We start from the raw sequence: 14,927 nt of genomic DNA, 5'->3' as shown, positions 1-14,927 counted from the left end.
ATGTTTGGAAAACTCACGCCCGGCGCGATTCCGTTCGATCAGCCGATCATCATGGGCGCGGCCGCGTTCATGGCGCTCATCGCGCTGGCGGTCATCGTCACGCTCACGAAGCTCGGCCGCTGGAAGTGGCTCTGGACCGAGTGGCTGACAAGCGTCGATCACAAGAAGATCGGCATCATGTACATCATCGTCGCGGTGCTGATGCTCGTGCGCGGTTTTGTCGACGCCGTAATGATGCGGCTTCAGCTCGCGGTCGCGTTTCACGGCCCCGGTTACCTGCCGCCGCACCACTACGACCAGATATTCACCGCGCACGGTGTCATCATGATCTTCTTCATGGCGATGGCGCTGATGGTCGGCCTCTTCAATCTTGTCGTGCCGCTGCAGATCGGCGCGCGCGACGTCGCCTTCCCGTTCCTGAATTCGCTGAGCTTCTGGATGACGGCGATCAGCGCGATCCTGATCAATCTGTCGCTCGTGATCGGCGAGTTCGCGCAGGTCGGCTGGCTCGCGTATCCACCGCTGTCGGAGCTGCAGTTCAGTCCCGGCGTCGGGGTCGACTACTACATCTGGAGTCTGCAGCTCTCCGGCGTCGGTACGCTGATTACCGCGATCAACTTCTTCGTGACGATCGTCAAGCTGCGCGCGCCCGGCATGACGCTGATGAAGATGCCGGTGTTCACGTGGACCGCGCTGTGCTCGAACGTGCTGATCATGGCAACGTTCCCGATCCTAACCGTGACGCTCGCACTGCTCGGCCTCGACCGCTACGCAGGCATGCACTTTTTCACCAATGAGCTCGGCGGCAACGCAATGCTGTACCTGAACCTGATCTGGGCGTGGGGCCACCCGGAGGTGTACATCCTCGTGCTGCCCGCGTTCGGCATCTACTCGGAAGTGATCGCGACCTTCGCGAAGAAACCGCTGTTTGGCTACAGAACGATGGTCTACGCGTCGTGCGCGATCACGGTGCTCGCATTCCTCGTGTGGGCGCACCACTTCTTCACGATGGGTTCCGGCGCGGACGTCAACGCGTTCTTCGGCATTATGACGATGGTCATCGCGATCCCCACGGGCGTGAAAATCTTCAACTGGCTGTTCACGATGTACCGCGGTCGCATCGAGTTCACCACACCCGTGCTGTGGACGATCGGCTTCATGGTCACGTTCACGATCGGCGGCATGACGGGCGTGATGATGGCGATCCCGGGCGTGGACTTCGTGTTGCACAACAGCCTGTTCCTGATCGCGCACTTTCACAACGCGATCATAGGCGGCGTCGTGTTCGGCTATCTCGCAGGCTTCCATTACTGGTTCCCGAAGGCGTTCGGCTTCAAGCTTGACGAGAAGCTCGGCAAGCGGGCGTTCTGGTGCTGGTTCGTCGGCTTCTACGTGTCGTTCGTGCCGCTCTACGTGCTCGGCTTCATGGGCATGACCCGGCGCCTGAATCACTACGACAACCCGACCTGGCATCCCTGGCTGTTCGTCGCCGCATGCGGCGTGGTGCTGATCGCACTCGGTGTCGTGCACCAGATCGCCCAGGTCGTCGTGAGCGTGATCCATCGCAACGAGCCGGAATACGGCGACCTGACGGGCGACCCGTGGAACGGCCGCACGCTCGAATGGGCCACCGCGTCGCCGCCCGCTGTCTACAACTTCGCGCGCATACCGGTCGTCCACCAGATCGACGCGTTCGCGCACATGAAGGAAAGCGGCGCAGCAAATGCCGCACTGGCGCATTACGAGGACATCCACCTACCGTCGAACACCGCGGACGGGTTCCTGATCGGCGCATTCAGCCTCGTGCTCGGCTTCGCCGGCGTCTGGCACATCACGTGGCTCGCCGTGCTGGCCTTCGTCGCGATCGTCGCCGCGCTGATCGCGCGTAGCTTCCGCGACGACCATGGCTACGTGATTCCGGCCTCGCGCGTGCGCGAAATCGAAGCACGTCGCGGCGGCGCACGCACCCCGGCCGCCCTTGAACTACCCGAATCCGCGGAGACCTGATCCATGTCGCAATCTGCATTACTCGTCCATCACGGCAGGTCGAGCGCTGACCACGGCCCAACGCCCACCGTATTCGGCTTCTGGCTGTACCTGATGACCGACTGCATGCTGTTCGCGTCGCTGTTCGCCGTGTTCGCCGTAATGGCGCACGAGTTCGCGGGCGGCGCGTCCGGACGGGACCTGTTCGACATCCCGGGTGTCGCACTTCAAACCGGCGTGCTGCTGCTGAGCAGCGCCACCTACGGCTTCGCGATGCTCGGCGCGCAGCGCCAGGGGCGTGGTGCCGTGATCGGCTGGCTCCTCGTGACGTTCGTGCTTGGCGCGCTGTTCCTCGCGTTAGAGCTGCGCGAGTTCTCGCACCTGGTCGCCAATGGTGCTGGGCCCAGTCGCAGCGCCTTCCTGTCGTCGTTCTTCACGCTGGTCGGCACCCACGGCCTGCACGTAACAGCCGGCCTCGTCTGGATGGCCGTGCTCGTCGTGCATGTCGTCCGCTCGCCTGAACTGTCCGGTCGCGACCTCACGAGTCTGACATGCCTGAGCCTCTTCTGGCACTTCCTCGACATCGTGTGGATCTGCGTGTTTTCGTTTGTCTATCTCGGGAGCATGCTCTAAATGGTCCATTCACACTCGACGTCCACGACCGCCTCGCGTGGTGACGTCGCCGGTTATATCACCGGTTTCGTGCTTGCCGTGGCGCTGACTGCTGGCTCATTCTCGATCGTCACGCAACGGTTGCTGCCGTCCGGCTCCGCGATTATGGCGCTCGCGTTGCTGGCGTTCGTGCAGATTGTCGTGCATCTGGTGACGTTCCTGCATCTCGACCTGTCGCGCGGCCAGCGCTGGAACGTGCTGGCGCTATGCTACACCGCGCTCGCCGCGCTGTTCCTGATCTTCGGCACGATCTGGGTAATGCACAATGTCAGCATGAACATGATGTCGCGCTGACTCGCCACCAGCGCGAAACTGTCTGGTCACATCATCGCGGACACGGCATGCAGCCGTCGGCCGCGTGCGTAGTGTTGTGCTGCACCGCTCTACCGGTCTTCTTCATGAACAGTCCGAATCACCCCGTTCCCGCCAATGAGCCATTGCCCCATCGCAAGGTCATCCGCTCGTGGCTGACACCGTTCGCCGAACGCCGCACCGCCTACGCGCTTCTGCTGCTCGTGTTCGACTACGTTTTGCTATTGTGTGCGCTCGCCGCGAGCGTGTTCGCGCACGGGTTCGTGCTGAAGACCGTATTCGGATGCATGGCGGGCTTTGTCATCGGACGGCTCTTCGTCATCGGTCACGACGCATGTCATGAGAGCCTGACCCGGCACCGCACGCTCAACCGCTGGCTGGGCCGGATCGCCTTCCTGCCGTCGCTCACGCCGTACAGCCTGTGGCAAGTGGGTCACAACGTGGTGCATCACGGCTACACGAACCTGAAAGGCGTCGATTTCGTGTGGGCACCGCTGACGATCCAGGAATATCGCGCCTTGAGTGGGCCACGGCGCGCACTGGAACGTATCTATCGCAGCGGCTGGGCGCCCGGTCTCTACTACATGATCGAAATTTGGTGGACGAAGATGCTTTTCCCGTCGCGGGCCGCAATGCCGACGCGGCGCCCCATGTTCTTCCGTGACTGCACGCTGATATCGGTGTTCGCACTGCTTTGGATCGGCGCGCTCGCGTGGATCGCTCGCGCGACGCAGCGGGGGGTGGTCCCGTCAATCGCATGCGGGTTCGCGGTGCCGTTCCTGTTCTGGTGCGCGATGGTGGGTTTCGTCGTGTACGCGCACCACACGCATCCGCAAATCCGCTGGTACGACGATCGCGCGAAATGGGGGCGTTCAGATCCGTTCGTATCCACGACGGTGCACTTGACCTTTCGCTGGCGTGTTGGCGCGCTGTTTCATCACATCATGGAGCACACCGCGCATCACGTCGACATGAGTCTGCCTCTATACGGGCTCGTCGGTGCTCAGCGAACCCTCGAAGCGATGCTTCCGGAACGGATCGTCGTGCAGCGGTTTTCGTGGCGTTGGTACTTCGACACCGCACGAGGCTGCAAACTATACGATTTTTCGGCTGATCAGTGGACCGACTTCGCTGGTCGCGCGACGCACGTCCCTCTTAGTAATTGAATCGGTCGTAAGAAAAAATGTCACACCGTACGGCAAAATTCGCCCTATTAGCCTTCTGGCTTTGCAGGGAATCAGTGCAAGCCGTAACGCATAAAAAAGCCTGCAGGCCAGCACTACCATAAGCCGGGAAGACGATTAATACGAACACTGCGGTTCGCTCGGGGGCCTTCATCTAATCCCGCAACTCGGGGTTCCGTGCTTTCGCTCGGCGTTCGTTACGTGCGGCCACTTCAGGTCGCGTTCAATGCAATTTGAATTCAATAACGAGGGTAAAAATGCCGGATATCAGCGGAAATGCGACAGCAATTGGCGAGGCAAACACTCAGCAAATGTGTGCTGCCCTGACCGTTCAAACCTATGTAAATAGCGTTCTCGAACAGCCCCAGGTGGATTTTTCTGGCATCGACGGTCTGTCGCAATACCAGACACAAATCAACGACGGGCTCACCACCGCGAGAGGCCATGCGATCTATTATCTGGACACGCTGCAGCCCAGCCTGATCGAAAACATGGCAAACATCGACAACTACTACCAGCTCAACAAAGCACTACCGGCGACGCTGCCGGCAAGCTCGACTGTTGCTGAGTGGACAGCCGCCCTCACGGCGGTGCAGCAGGAGTCGGTGAAATACCAAGGCGCCGCGAACCAGATTGTCACCAACCTCCAGACGCTTGGCGCGAATCTAACGACGGACTCAGCGGACTTCACAACCACCGTTACCAATATGAATAGTGCGGTTGGCGGAGCAGACGGGATTCTCGCCACCATCAAAGGGGAACTCAGCAAATTTCAGGCAGAAATCGACGGCGCAATCGCCGGAATCGTTCTGAGCGGGCTGGCTGTCGTAGGCGGCGTATTTGTCATCTGCGTAGGGGCGATCGCTGATTTTGTCACCGCTGGCGCGTCTACCGGTGCAGTCATCGGCGGCGTTGGCATTGTCTTGGTGGGAGTCACCGGCGAAGCCGGCTCGGCAGCCGGGCTCGTCGCAGCGAATAAGGCGAAGGCGTCGCTGCTCACCGAACAAGCGGACCTGAAGGAAGAGGTAAAGCTCGCTACGGCGATTAGTGGCGGCTACACATCACTTTCTACGTAGGTCAATGGTGCCATTACTGCAGCATCGGCGATGGCAGACGCGTGGGAAAGCATCACATCTGATCTGGGCGACATCATCGCCGATTTGAACAACGGGATTTCGAATGCGGACGAGATCCGCACCCTGTTCATAAACGCGGCAAACGGCGAAATCGGGACGCTCCTGGCGGACATCCAGACGGTCAAGGGCCAAATGGCTGGCGTAACCGTGCAATCGGCCGCCGCGCAACAGACCGTAAGCGATCTCATCGCGAAGGTCGCCAATCTGCCCGCCTAAGCAGAAGTGGCGTAACGCGATCCGCTAGCCCGTGCGGCCTCCGTCGGGATTGATTCCAACGGAGGCGGGCCCGTCATACCACAACGAAGGAAAGAGACAACATGGGTCCTTTTTCACAGACTTTGGCCGCCCTGAACAGTAGTGTCTCCAAATTGCGGTCCATCCAAGGATTGCCCGGCGACGCGGTGCCAATTCAGAACTCCGTCTGCAATTCTCTTATCGGCATTCTGAAGGACGCCGCTCCTTTTCAGACGGCCCTGCTCGGCTATACCGGTTCGGCAATCACCGCGCTGAATGGTGCGCTCGCTGACCTTAAAAAAGGTGCAAGTCCGGGCTCGATAGCCAAAACTGTCTCGGACGTCGCTGCCACCATCAGTACGTACCAACAAAGCGCGACATCACTACTCACCCAATCGAACGCTGCCGCGGCTCTCATGTCGTCGTCGTTTACGCAGCTAGCCCACGTCGAAGGCTCTATCCAGAGTCAGATGACGACTTTGCAGGCACAGGAAGGCGCGGCACGGGGCCAATTGGCTGCCGCACAAAAGCGTTACTACTATCTCCTTGCACTGGGGCCATTCGGTCTACCGGGCCTTGCGGCTGCGCTTGGTCTTTATCTCAAATGGAAAAGCGATGCTGCCGCGATTCAGAATCGCATCAACTCGCTATCGAGTCAGATCGGCGTGCTGCAGGGTTTGGTCACGGCGTGAAAGACATTGGCCACCGCCGAGGCCTCCAGCCTTAGCGACCTGACAAATCTGAAGACCGCGATCGATGACACTGCCGCAGACTTCACCGTGATTATTAACGATCTCAATCAGGACCCGTCTCCCTCCGTCGTTGAGCTTCGTTTAACCACTTGTATCGCAATGCTCGGCGTTCTACAGGCCGACGCTTCCTGATAGTTCGAAGCTTTCGCGCTGCTCAATCGGTGGCGGAAGCCACCGATGAGTGGCAACCAGCGTGCCATACTGAACGCATCTCAAGACGTGCCACCGGGGCTCGGGGTGAACATACCGTGTTTACGCCGACCGAAAATTCAGCCACATGTAGGGATCGCGCCGACTGAAAATTGAGCCGGGCAATCAACCTATCCTGCTAGTTTTTCTGGCAGGGTGTTTGGGGATGATCCCGATGACGATGATTGGCAAGGTGCGGCAGATGTTCCACCGCCAGAACAAGTCGGTACGCGAGATAGCACGTCTCACAAGCCTGTCGCGCAACACGATTAGTAAATATCTGAACATGGATGTTCAGGAGGAGCCGAAGTATCAGCGGCGCTCCCAGCCGACCCGGTTGACGCCGTTTCATGAGGTGGTGGTGCGGGCGCTCAGCGTCGACGCGCGGCGACCGAAGAAGGAGCGGCGCACCGCCTGGATGCTGTTTCAGGAGATCAAGGCGGGCGGCTACGACGGCTGTTACTCGCGGGTGACCGATTTCATCCGGGGCTGGCGGCAAGGCGAAGGCAAGGCGGTTTCGAAATCGGTGTTTGTGCCGTTGCGATTCGAGCTGGGCGAGGCATTCCAGTTTGACCGGTCCGAGGAAGGACTGGTTGTCGGCGGCATTTACCGCAAGCTGCAGGTGTCGCACATGAAGCTATGTGCGTCGCGGGCGTTCTGGCTGGTTGCCTATCCGAGCCAGGGGCACGAGATGCTGTTCGATGCCCATACGCGCTCGTTCGCGGCCTTCAGCGGGGTGGCCCGCCGGGGCATCTACGACAATATGAAAACGGCCGTAGACAAGGTTCACAAAGGCAAGGGTCGCACAGTAAATCCGCGTTTCGCAGTGATGTGTTCGCACTACCTGTTCGATCCGGACTTCTGCAACGTCGCCAGTGGCTGGGAGAAAGGCGTCGTCGAGAAGAACGTGCAGGACAGCCGTCTGCGCATCTGGATTGAGGCGCGTGCGCAACGCTTCGGCAGTTTCGCTGATCTGAATGCATGGCTGGCGACCCGGTGCCGGTCGTTGTGGGATCAGGTGAAGCATCCGGACTATCGTGACCTGAGCGTCGCCGACGTGTTCGAGCAGGAGCGCGCCCATCTGATGCCGATGCCGACACCGTTTGACGGTTACTGTAAGACTCGCTAACAAAGCCTGTCATCCGAAAGCAAGCAGCAGTTGCAGCCCGAGGTCGGCTGCCATGTCGAACGCGCTGCGGCCATCCGGTGCGCACAGTTCTGCGTTCGCCCCATGCGCAAGCAGCATCTGCAGGACGTCGAGGCGAGCGCTCGCGGCTGCCTGCATCAGGCATGTGATGTCGTCGTCGTTCACATGGTCGATCGGCGCGCCGGCGTCGATCAGCCGCAGGATGGTCGCGGGGCCGCCGTGCAGGCACGCGAACCAGAGCGCATGGTTGCCGTCGTCATCGAGCGCGTCGGCGCGTGCGCCGAGTGCGAGCAACGCTTCGACCACCGCGTCCTCGCCATGCTGCGCGGCGCGCATCAACGGCGTTTCGCCGTTCACGCAGCGCGAATGCGGAGCAGGGAAGCCGTGGTACGCCAGCCAGGTGGAAAGTGCGGCGGGCACGATCGTTTCGAGTTGTGCATCGGGGTTCCGGACAACGCGCGAGGCCAGGCGTTCGCGGACGACGAAAGCAGTGTCGGTGTGCATGATCATGGTCGCGTTCGGGTGCAAGGGAACATCGGTTGGCGCAGCCGCGCGGGCGGCGGCCGCAGGGACCCGAGCCTCAGACGGGCCGGTTCTCGTTGGGGTTGCGCACCGGCCCCATCAATTCAAGTCCTTCGCTGTAGGTGATCGTGTCGAAGGTCACGTCGAACTTGATGGCCGCGTCCGCTACCGCATCCAGCTTGCCGCCTGAGTCCTTTTTCTTCAATTCGTTCTTCTCGAGGTACAGCAGTTCGAGCATCTCGTTGTAGACGGTGGACTCGAGAATCGGCAGCACATAGAACCTCGCGCCCTTGTACGGCACCTGATATCGCTTGCTCAGGTCGATGTTGTCGCAAAACAGAAAATACTTGCCGTCCGCCGAGAGCGTGTCGCTGAGCACCTCGGCCACGTCCTTCAGATGCTCGAAGCTCAACAGATACCCGGCGAAGAACGGCAAGTGCTTATGGCCGATCGTCGCGCATGCCATCACCTGATCGCAGGTCAGCTCCGGCGGCCGCGCTTCGTCGGCGAGCTTTGGGGCAAACCGCAGCGCAAGTTCGCCGCGGAAGCCGACCCGGCCGAGCCTGTTCGTCAGTCCCTTGAGAACCGGGTTGAGCAGACGGCCTTCATGTTCGAGACGGGCGAACGCGGTGTCGTCGATCTCCTTGTGCGCGAGCGTTTCGGTCATCACAGATCCTTGGGTTAAACAGCGTTGAAGAGGGATTCACGTCTGCGTATTGCGCATCCGGTCGGCGATTTTGAAAAAGGCCTGCATCAGTTCATTGCGTAGCACCGGATCGACACCCGTCTCGTCGAACGCGGCGCGCATGCAAGCTAGCCACGCATCCCGTTCGGCGGTGCCGATCGCGAATGCGGCATGACGCGTGCGCAGCCGTGGTTGGCCGTGCTGTGCCGAGTACCGCTTGTCGGCGCCGAGCCATTCGCACAGATACAGCACCAGCACGGCCTTCGTCGAAGTCAGGTCCGGGCGATGCATCGCGCGAATGCGCTGCGCGTCGGCCCGCGTATCCATGTGTCGATAGAACGCATCGACCAGGCGGATGACGGCGGTCTCGCCGCCTAGACGGTCGAAGTGCGTCTCGCGCGGCACGGGTCGCGAAGCTTGGGTGACTGGTGTGTCCATGGCGCGATCAATGCAATAACCGAACCAGGCCGCAACCCGGCGATTGTCCGGCTGCACGCAGGCCAATGCGACAGAAATCGCACGACAAACGCGCCCGAATGGTTTCATTGGCGACGAAGTTCGCGTGGTTTGTCGCGAAATCGACAAGACAGAAGAGGAGTCCGCAAAAGTCCCGTACCAACCGCCGCAGCGCGGCGGGGCGGACGCGTCGCAGTACCGCTGGTGACGTGGCACAGAAGCTGCGTTTGGAGTCCAGCGCGGACACAGGTCCGGCCGATGCGTGACTCGATATAAGAAGACCCATACAGGCACGACAGGCTGACATGGTCGCGGTTACGCAACCCTGGTTTCAACCCTTCTTCCTGAATGGAGAAATGCAATGTCTAAACTTCGGCAAATCGCTTTCTACGGTAAAGGCGGTATCGGCAAGTCGACCACCTCGCAGAACACCCTGGCAGCCCTGACTGAACTCGGGCAGAAGATCCTGATCGTCGGCTGCGATCCCAAGGCGGACTCTACCCGCCTGATCCTGCATGCAAAGGCGCAGGACACCATCCTGTCGCTAGCGGCCGAAGCCGGCTCGGTGGAGGACCTCGAACTCGAGGACGTGATGAAGATCGGTTACCGCAACATCCGTTGCGTGGAGTCCGGCGGTCCGGAACCGGGCGTCGGCTGCGCGGGCCGTGGCGTCATCACGTCGATCAACTTCCTCGAAGAAAACGGCGCCTATGACGGCGTGGACTACGTGTCGTACGACGTGCTCGGCGACGTGGTGTGCGGCGGTTTCGCAATGCCGATTCGTGAGAACAAGGCGCAGGAAATCTACATTGTGATGTCCGGCGAAATGATGGCCATGTATGCGGCCAACAACATTTCAAAGGGCATTCTGAAGTACGCGAACAGCGGCGGTGTGCGGATCGGCGGGCTCGTGTGCAACGAGCGTCAGACCGACAAGGAACTCGAACTCGCCGAAGCGCTGGCGAAGATGCTCGGTTCGAAGCTGATCCACTTCGTGCCGCGCGATAACATCGTGCAGCACGCCGAGTTGCGCCGCATGACGGTGATCGAGTTCGCGCCCGAATCCAAACAGGCGGAAGAGTATCGCCAGCTCGCCACCAAGGTGCACAACAACGCGGGCAACGGCACGATCCCGACGCCGATCACGATGGATCAACTGGAAGACCTGTTAATGGAGCACGGAATCATGACGTCCATCGACGAATCGCAAGTCGGCAAGCCTGCAGCGGAACTGACCGCCTAAGCGAGCGGCGCTGCGCGCGGCCCGGTGTTCTTCTTCACGCGAAGAACCGGGCCATGCCGGCTAACCGCTGCCAGGCTTGATACTCACCCTATGGAGCATTCCCCCATGAGCGTCACTGTTGAAGAGCGCAAGGCCGCGAACAAGGCCCTGATCGATGAAGTGCTGAAGGCCTATCCGGAGAAGATGGCCAAACGGCGCGCCAAGCATTTGGGCACCTTCGAGGACGGCAAGCCCGACTGTGGCGTGAAATCAAACATCAAGTCATTGCCGGGCGTGATGACGATTCGCGGTTGCGCGTACGCCGGCTCGAAGGGCGTGGTCTGGGGGCCCATCAAGGACATGATCCACATCAGTCATGGTCCGGTCGGTTGCGGCCAGTACTCGTGGGCCGCGCGTCGCAACTACTACATCGGCACTACCGGTATCGACACCTTCGTGACGATGCAGTTCACGTCGGACTTCCAGGAAAAGGACATCGTCTTCGGCGGCGACAAGAAGCTCGACAAGATCATCGACGAGATTCAGGAACTGTTTCCGCTGAACAAGGGCATCTCGATCCAGAGTGAATGCCCGATCGGCCTGATCGGCGACGACATCGAGGCCGTCTCGAAGACGAAGAGTGCGCAGTATGAAGGGCACACCATTTTGCCGGTGCGCTGCGAAGGTTTTCGCGGCGTCAGCCAGTCGCTGGGCCACCATCTGGCTAACGATGCGATTCGAGACTGGATATTCGACAAGGCCGATCCGGACAAGCGGCCCGAATTTGTTTCGACGCCTTATGATGTTGCGATCATCGGCGATTACAACATCGCCGGCGATGCCTGGTCGAGCCGGATTCTGCTCGAAGAGATCGGCCTGCGCGTGATCGCGCAATGGTCGGGCGACGGCTCGATCGCCGAGCTCGAGAATACGCCCAAGGCCAAGCTCAATTTGCTGCATTGCTACCGCTCGATGAACTATATCAGCCGGCACATGGAGGAGAAGTACTGCATTCCGTGGGCGGAATACAACTTCTTCGGCCCGTCGATGATCGAGAAGAGCCTGCGCGAGATCGCCAGCCACTTCGACGACACCATCAAAGCCAACGCGGAGAGGGTGATCGCCAAGTATCGTCCCCTGGTCGATGCGGTGAACGCGAAGTTCAGAGCGCGCCTGCAGGATAAGACCGTGATGCTGTTCGTTGGCGGCCTGCGTCCGCGCCACGTGATCGGCGCCTACGAAGACCTCGGCATGAACGTGGTCGGCACCGGCTACGAATTCGGCCACAACGACGACTATCAGCGCACCACGCACTACGTGAAGGACGGCACGCTGATTTACGACGACGTGACCGGCTACGAGTTCGAGAGGTTCGTCGAACAGGTCCAGCCCGATCTGGTCGGCTCCGGCATCAAGGAAAAGTACGTGTTCCAGAAGATGGGCGTGCCGTTTCGCCAGATGCACAGCTGGGACTATTCCGGTCCATATCACGGCTATGACGGCTACGCCATTTTCGCACGCGACATGGACATGGCCATTTCCAGCCCGGTGTGGGGGCTCGCCAAGGCGCCCTGGAAGAAAAACCCCTAAGCGCCGGCCACCGCGCCGATCACCGGACTGACCACCGGCCGGCAGGCCATTGAATTGAATATCAGGAGCATCCCGTGCCCCAATCCGCAGACCAGATTCTCGACCAGGAATTCCTGTTCCGTGAGCCCGAGTACCAGAAAATTTTCCGCGCGAAAAAGGAAAACTTCGAGTTCAACCATTCAGACGAGCAGGTCAAGCAGATCGTCGAGTGGACCAAGAGCGAAGACTACCGGCAAAAGAACTTTGCACGCGACTCGCTCACCATCAACCCGGCCAAGGCCTGCCAGCCGCTCGGCGCAGTGTACGTGGCCAACGGCTTTCACAAGACGCTCAGTTTTGTGCATGGCTCGCAGGGCTGTGTAGCGTTTTACCGCTCGCACTTCTCGCGTCACTTCAAGGAGCCGACCTCGTGTGTCAGCTCGTCGATGACCGAGGACGCGGCGGTGTTCGGCGGCATGAACAACATGATCGACGGCCTCGCAAATGCGTACAACCTGTACAAGCCCGACATGATCGCAGTCTCCACGACCTGCATGGCGGAAGTGATCGGCGATGACCTCGACGCGCTCATCAAGAGCAGCAAGCAGAAGGGCAGCGTGCCGGAAGACTATGACGTGCCGTTCGCGCACACGCCGGCCTTCGTCGGCAGCCACGTGACCGGCTACGACAACGCGCTCCTCGGCATCCTCAGGCACTTCTGGGACGGCAAGGCCGGCACAGCGACGCCGCTTGAGCGCGTGCCCGACGACAGCGTCAACTTCATCGGCGGCTTCGACGGCTACGTGGTCGGCAACATGAAGGAAATTCGCCGCATCTTCGATCTGTTCGGCGTGACGGTGAACATCATCTGCGACCCATCCGAAACGTGGAATACGCCGACCGACGGCGAGTTCCGGATGTACGAAGGCGGCACGACCAAGGAGGAAGTCGAGCGCGCGTTGAACGCGAAGGCGACCTTCGTGTTCCAGGAATACTGCTGCGAGAAGACCAGCAAGCTCATTGGCGAGCATGGACAGGAAGTGGTGGTGCTGAACTCGCCGGTTGGCGTCGCGGGCACCGATCAGTTCCTGATGGAAATCTCGCGCGTGACCGGCAAGCCGATTCCGGCGCAACTGGAGAAGGAGCGAGGCCAGCTCGTCGATGCGATGGCCGACAGCCAGGCTCACCTGCACGGCAAGCGCTTTGCACTCTACGGCGACCCGGACCAGATGCTGGGCTACACGCAGTTCCTGCTGGAACTCGGCGCCGAGCCGGCTCACGTGCTGGCGACCAACGGCAACGAAACCTGGGCTGCGAAGGTGCAGGCGCTGCTCGACGCGTCGCCCTACGGCGCCGGCTGCAAGGTGTATCCGAAACGCGACCTGTGGCACATGCGTTCACTGCTGTTTACCGAGCCAGTGGATTTCCTGATCGGCAACACCTACGGCAAATATCTCGAGCGCGATACCAAAACGCCGCTGATACGCATGGTGTTCCCGATCTTCGATCGCCACCATTACCATCGCTTCCCGACCTGGGGCTATGAAGGTGCGTTGCGGGTGCTGGTCACGCTGCTGGACGAGTTCTTCGAAGCGCTCGACGCCAACACGATCGACGTGGCGAAGACCGACTACAGCTACGACATCATTCGCTGACGAGGAGAGCGCGGCCATGGCAGACACAGCAGATGCATCGGGCGCGGCAGATGCAGTTCTGGTCAAGATGACGCAGGACGGCCGTAACGTCGAGGTCATCAGCGGCTAGGTTTGCCTGGCCGGTGTGGGCGAGGCCGACCACCTCGTCCCGCTGCTCGAACACCCGAACCGGCAGATGATCGCCCAAGTGCTGCCCGGGGCCCCGCGCATGTGGCCGGCCGGTTGCCATTGACGCACGAGGAGATTGCGATTGCACAGGGTGCGATGTCGGCGGCTCGGTGGCAGTTCGACGCGAGCCCGGCGGGTATCGCGCCGCGGTTACCTCGCGCGGTGTGGGCGAAGATTGCGGCGGAGGATGTCGAGTAGCGGGGCACCGCTGAAAACGAAATTGCTGCGCTGTGTGTAGCTAGCCTGCGTGACGAACCTCAGCGAGGGAGCGGGGCATGATCTATGTAGTCGCGCAGTCTGACTCCGTGCCGCTGCGTGCCTGGTTCGCAACCAGTTGATGGTAGAGATCGCCAAACTGGCTGGCCGGATAGCGTGGATTTGCGACGACGTTGGAACGCCGTGGGATGTTCAGGATCGCAAGCAAGCTGTGACGAAACTGCTCAGTCTGAATATGGGCGGCGAGATCGGCAAGCAGAGTGGAAAGAGACATGGGGCCAACGAAGATCAAAAAGATCCTCATTGGCCGCAGCCCTGCTGGCGTCTAAAAAGACGCCAGCAGGGCTGCGGCCGCGCGAAGCTGGCTTCACGTCAAGTGTTTTTTTAACTTGATTGAGTTCCGGCGCGGCAGACGCGCTTAACTTGGGTGGATCGAGGTGCCGCCGGGTGCCGGATATCGATTGCGCGAAAACCATACCCGTTTTCCGGATCAGTGCCGCAGGCGTCAACGAAGTTGCGCGCGTACAGGCTCATCGGTCGTCAGATGGATCCCATATTCCAGGTTCCGTGTTGCGGGATTATATAAAAAGCATACGTAATTAAACTGCCAAGGTGAAACGCATGACCAGCAAATTAACCAGCCGTCAGCCTTATGCCAGCCCGTTGGAGCGAATACAGAAGCGCGTGAGGAACAAGCGCGCTTCTATTCCGCGGCGAAGCGCAACCTGTCTTGCGGCCCTTGCATATATCGCGGCCATTCCTTCATTGTCTTTCGCGAATTGCACGACATCGAATAACTCGACGACGTGCGACACGAGCGCC

General features: G+C 60.4%; 15 protein-coding genes and 2 pseudogenes. 14 read left to right on the top strand and 3 right to left on the bottom strand.

Annotation, left to right across the window (positions count from 1 at the left end; translation table 11 throughout):
* The 9 genes and pseudogenes from cyoB to istA form a co-directional block, all read left to right on the top strand.
* Window positions 1–2,007: a cytochrome o ubiquinol oxidase subunit I gene (gene cyoB / locus F6X37_RS29365; RefSeq protein ID WP_187613725.1), complete on the top strand. Its 2,007-nt coding sequence runs from the start codon at window positions 1–3 to the stop codon at window positions 2,005–2,007.
* A 3-nt stretch (window positions 2,008–2,010) separates the two neighbouring features.
* Window positions 2,011–2,619 carry a cytochrome o ubiquinol oxidase subunit III gene (gene cyoC, locus F6X37_RS29360; protein WP_187613724.1) on the top strand — a complete coding sequence of 203 codons (609 nt, stop codon included), beginning with the start codon at window positions 2,011–2,013 and terminating at the stop codon, window positions 2,617–2,619.
* A complete protein-coding gene (gene cyoD, locus F6X37_RS29355; RefSeq protein WP_090811308.1) occupies window positions 2,620–2,952 on the top strand; it encodes a cytochrome o ubiquinol oxidase subunit IV in 333 nt (110 codons plus the stop codon).
* A gap of 104 nt (window positions 2,953–3,056) precedes the next feature.
* Window positions 3,057–4,136 carry a fatty acid desaturase gene (locus F6X37_RS29350; RefSeq protein ID WP_262420066.1) on the top strand — a complete coding sequence of 360 codons (1,080 nt, stop codon included), beginning with the start codon at window positions 3,057–3,059 and terminating at the stop codon, window positions 4,134–4,136.
* Window positions 4,137–4,411: 275 nt separating this feature from the next.
* Window positions 4,412–5,230 (top strand): HBL/NHE enterotoxin family protein, encoded by an 819-nt coding sequence (locus F6X37_RS29345; protein WP_187613723.1) that lies wholly within the window; start codon window positions 4,412–4,414, stop codon window positions 5,228–5,230.
* A 30-nt stretch (window positions 5,231–5,260) separates the two neighbouring features.
* Entirely contained in the window at window positions 5,261–5,506 is a 246-nt protein-coding gene (locus tag F6X37_RS29340) for a hypothetical protein (RefSeq protein ID WP_187613722.1), read from the top strand.
* A gap of 101 nt (window positions 5,507–5,607) precedes the next feature.
* Entirely contained in the window at window positions 5,608–6,216 is a 609-nt protein-coding gene (locus tag F6X37_RS29335; RefSeq protein ID WP_187613721.1) for a hypothetical protein, read from the top strand.
* A gap of 6 nt (window positions 6,217–6,222) precedes the next feature.
* On the top strand, window positions 6,223–6,408 hold the full coding sequence (locus tag F6X37_RS29330; RefSeq protein ID WP_187613720.1) for a hypothetical protein: 186 nt from the start codon (window positions 6,223–6,225) through the stop codon (window positions 6,406–6,408).
* A 232-nt stretch (window positions 6,409–6,640) separates the two neighbouring features.
* A pseudogene (gene istA / locus F6X37_RS29325) lies at window positions 6,641–7,579 on the top strand (IS21 family transposase); the annotation flags it as partial.
* Window positions 7,580–7,603: 24 nt separating this feature from the next.
* On the opposite strand, the gene F6X37_RS29320 reads toward istA, so the two are convergent.
* From F6X37_RS29320 to F6X37_RS29310, 3 genes are all read right to left on the bottom strand, one after another.
* A complete protein-coding gene (locus F6X37_RS29320) occupies window positions 7,604–8,122 on the bottom strand; it encodes an ankyrin repeat domain-containing protein (protein WP_187613719.1) in 519 nt (172 codons plus the stop codon).
* Between the two features lie 70 nt (window positions 8,123–8,192).
* Entirely contained in the window at window positions 8,193–8,801 is a 609-nt protein-coding gene (locus F6X37_RS29315) for a hypothetical protein (protein ID WP_187613718.1), read from the bottom strand.
* Window positions 8,802–8,837: 36 nt separating this feature from the next.
* Window positions 8,838–9,257, bottom strand: coding sequence for a group II truncated hemoglobin (locus F6X37_RS29310; protein WP_187613717.1), 420 nt, complete (start codon window positions 9,255–9,257; stop codon window positions 8,838–8,840).
* Window positions 9,258–9,636: 379 nt separating this feature from the next.
* On the opposite strand from F6X37_RS29310, the gene nifH reads away from it, so the two are divergent.
* From nifH to F6X37_RS29285, 5 genes and pseudogenes are all read left to right on the top strand, one after another.
* Entirely contained in the window at window positions 9,637–10,518 is an 882-nt protein-coding gene (gene nifH / locus F6X37_RS29305) for a nitrogenase iron protein (protein ID WP_018423167.1), read from the top strand.
* A gap of 105 nt (window positions 10,519–10,623) precedes the next feature.
* Window positions 10,624–12,087: a nitrogenase molybdenum-iron protein alpha chain gene (nifD, locus tag F6X37_RS29300; protein ID WP_133667172.1), complete on the top strand. Its 1,464-nt coding sequence runs from the start codon at window positions 10,624–10,626 to the stop codon at window positions 12,085–12,087.
* Window positions 12,088–12,161: 74 nt separating this feature from the next.
* A complete protein-coding gene (gene nifK, locus F6X37_RS29295) occupies window positions 12,162–13,721 on the top strand; it encodes a nitrogenase molybdenum-iron protein subunit beta (protein WP_187613716.1) in 1,560 nt (519 codons plus the stop codon).
* Between the two features lie 16 nt (window positions 13,722–13,737).
* Window positions 13,738–14,087 (top strand): annotated as a pseudogene (locus F6X37_RS29290) (hypothetical protein).
* Between the two features lie 139 nt (window positions 14,088–14,226).
* Entirely contained in the window at window positions 14,227–14,493 is a 267-nt protein-coding gene (locus F6X37_RS29285) for a hypothetical protein (RefSeq protein ID WP_143037302.1), read from the top strand.
* Window positions 14,494–14,927 lie beyond the last annotated feature (434 nt).

It is taken from the genome of Paraburkholderia sp. 31.1 (assembly GCF_014397645.1).
GTDB classification, from domain to species: domain Bacteria; phylum Pseudomonadota; class Gammaproteobacteria; order Burkholderiales; family Burkholderiaceae; genus Paraburkholderia; species Paraburkholderia tuberum.
This window is presented reverse-complemented; position numbering and strand designations above follow the sequence as displayed.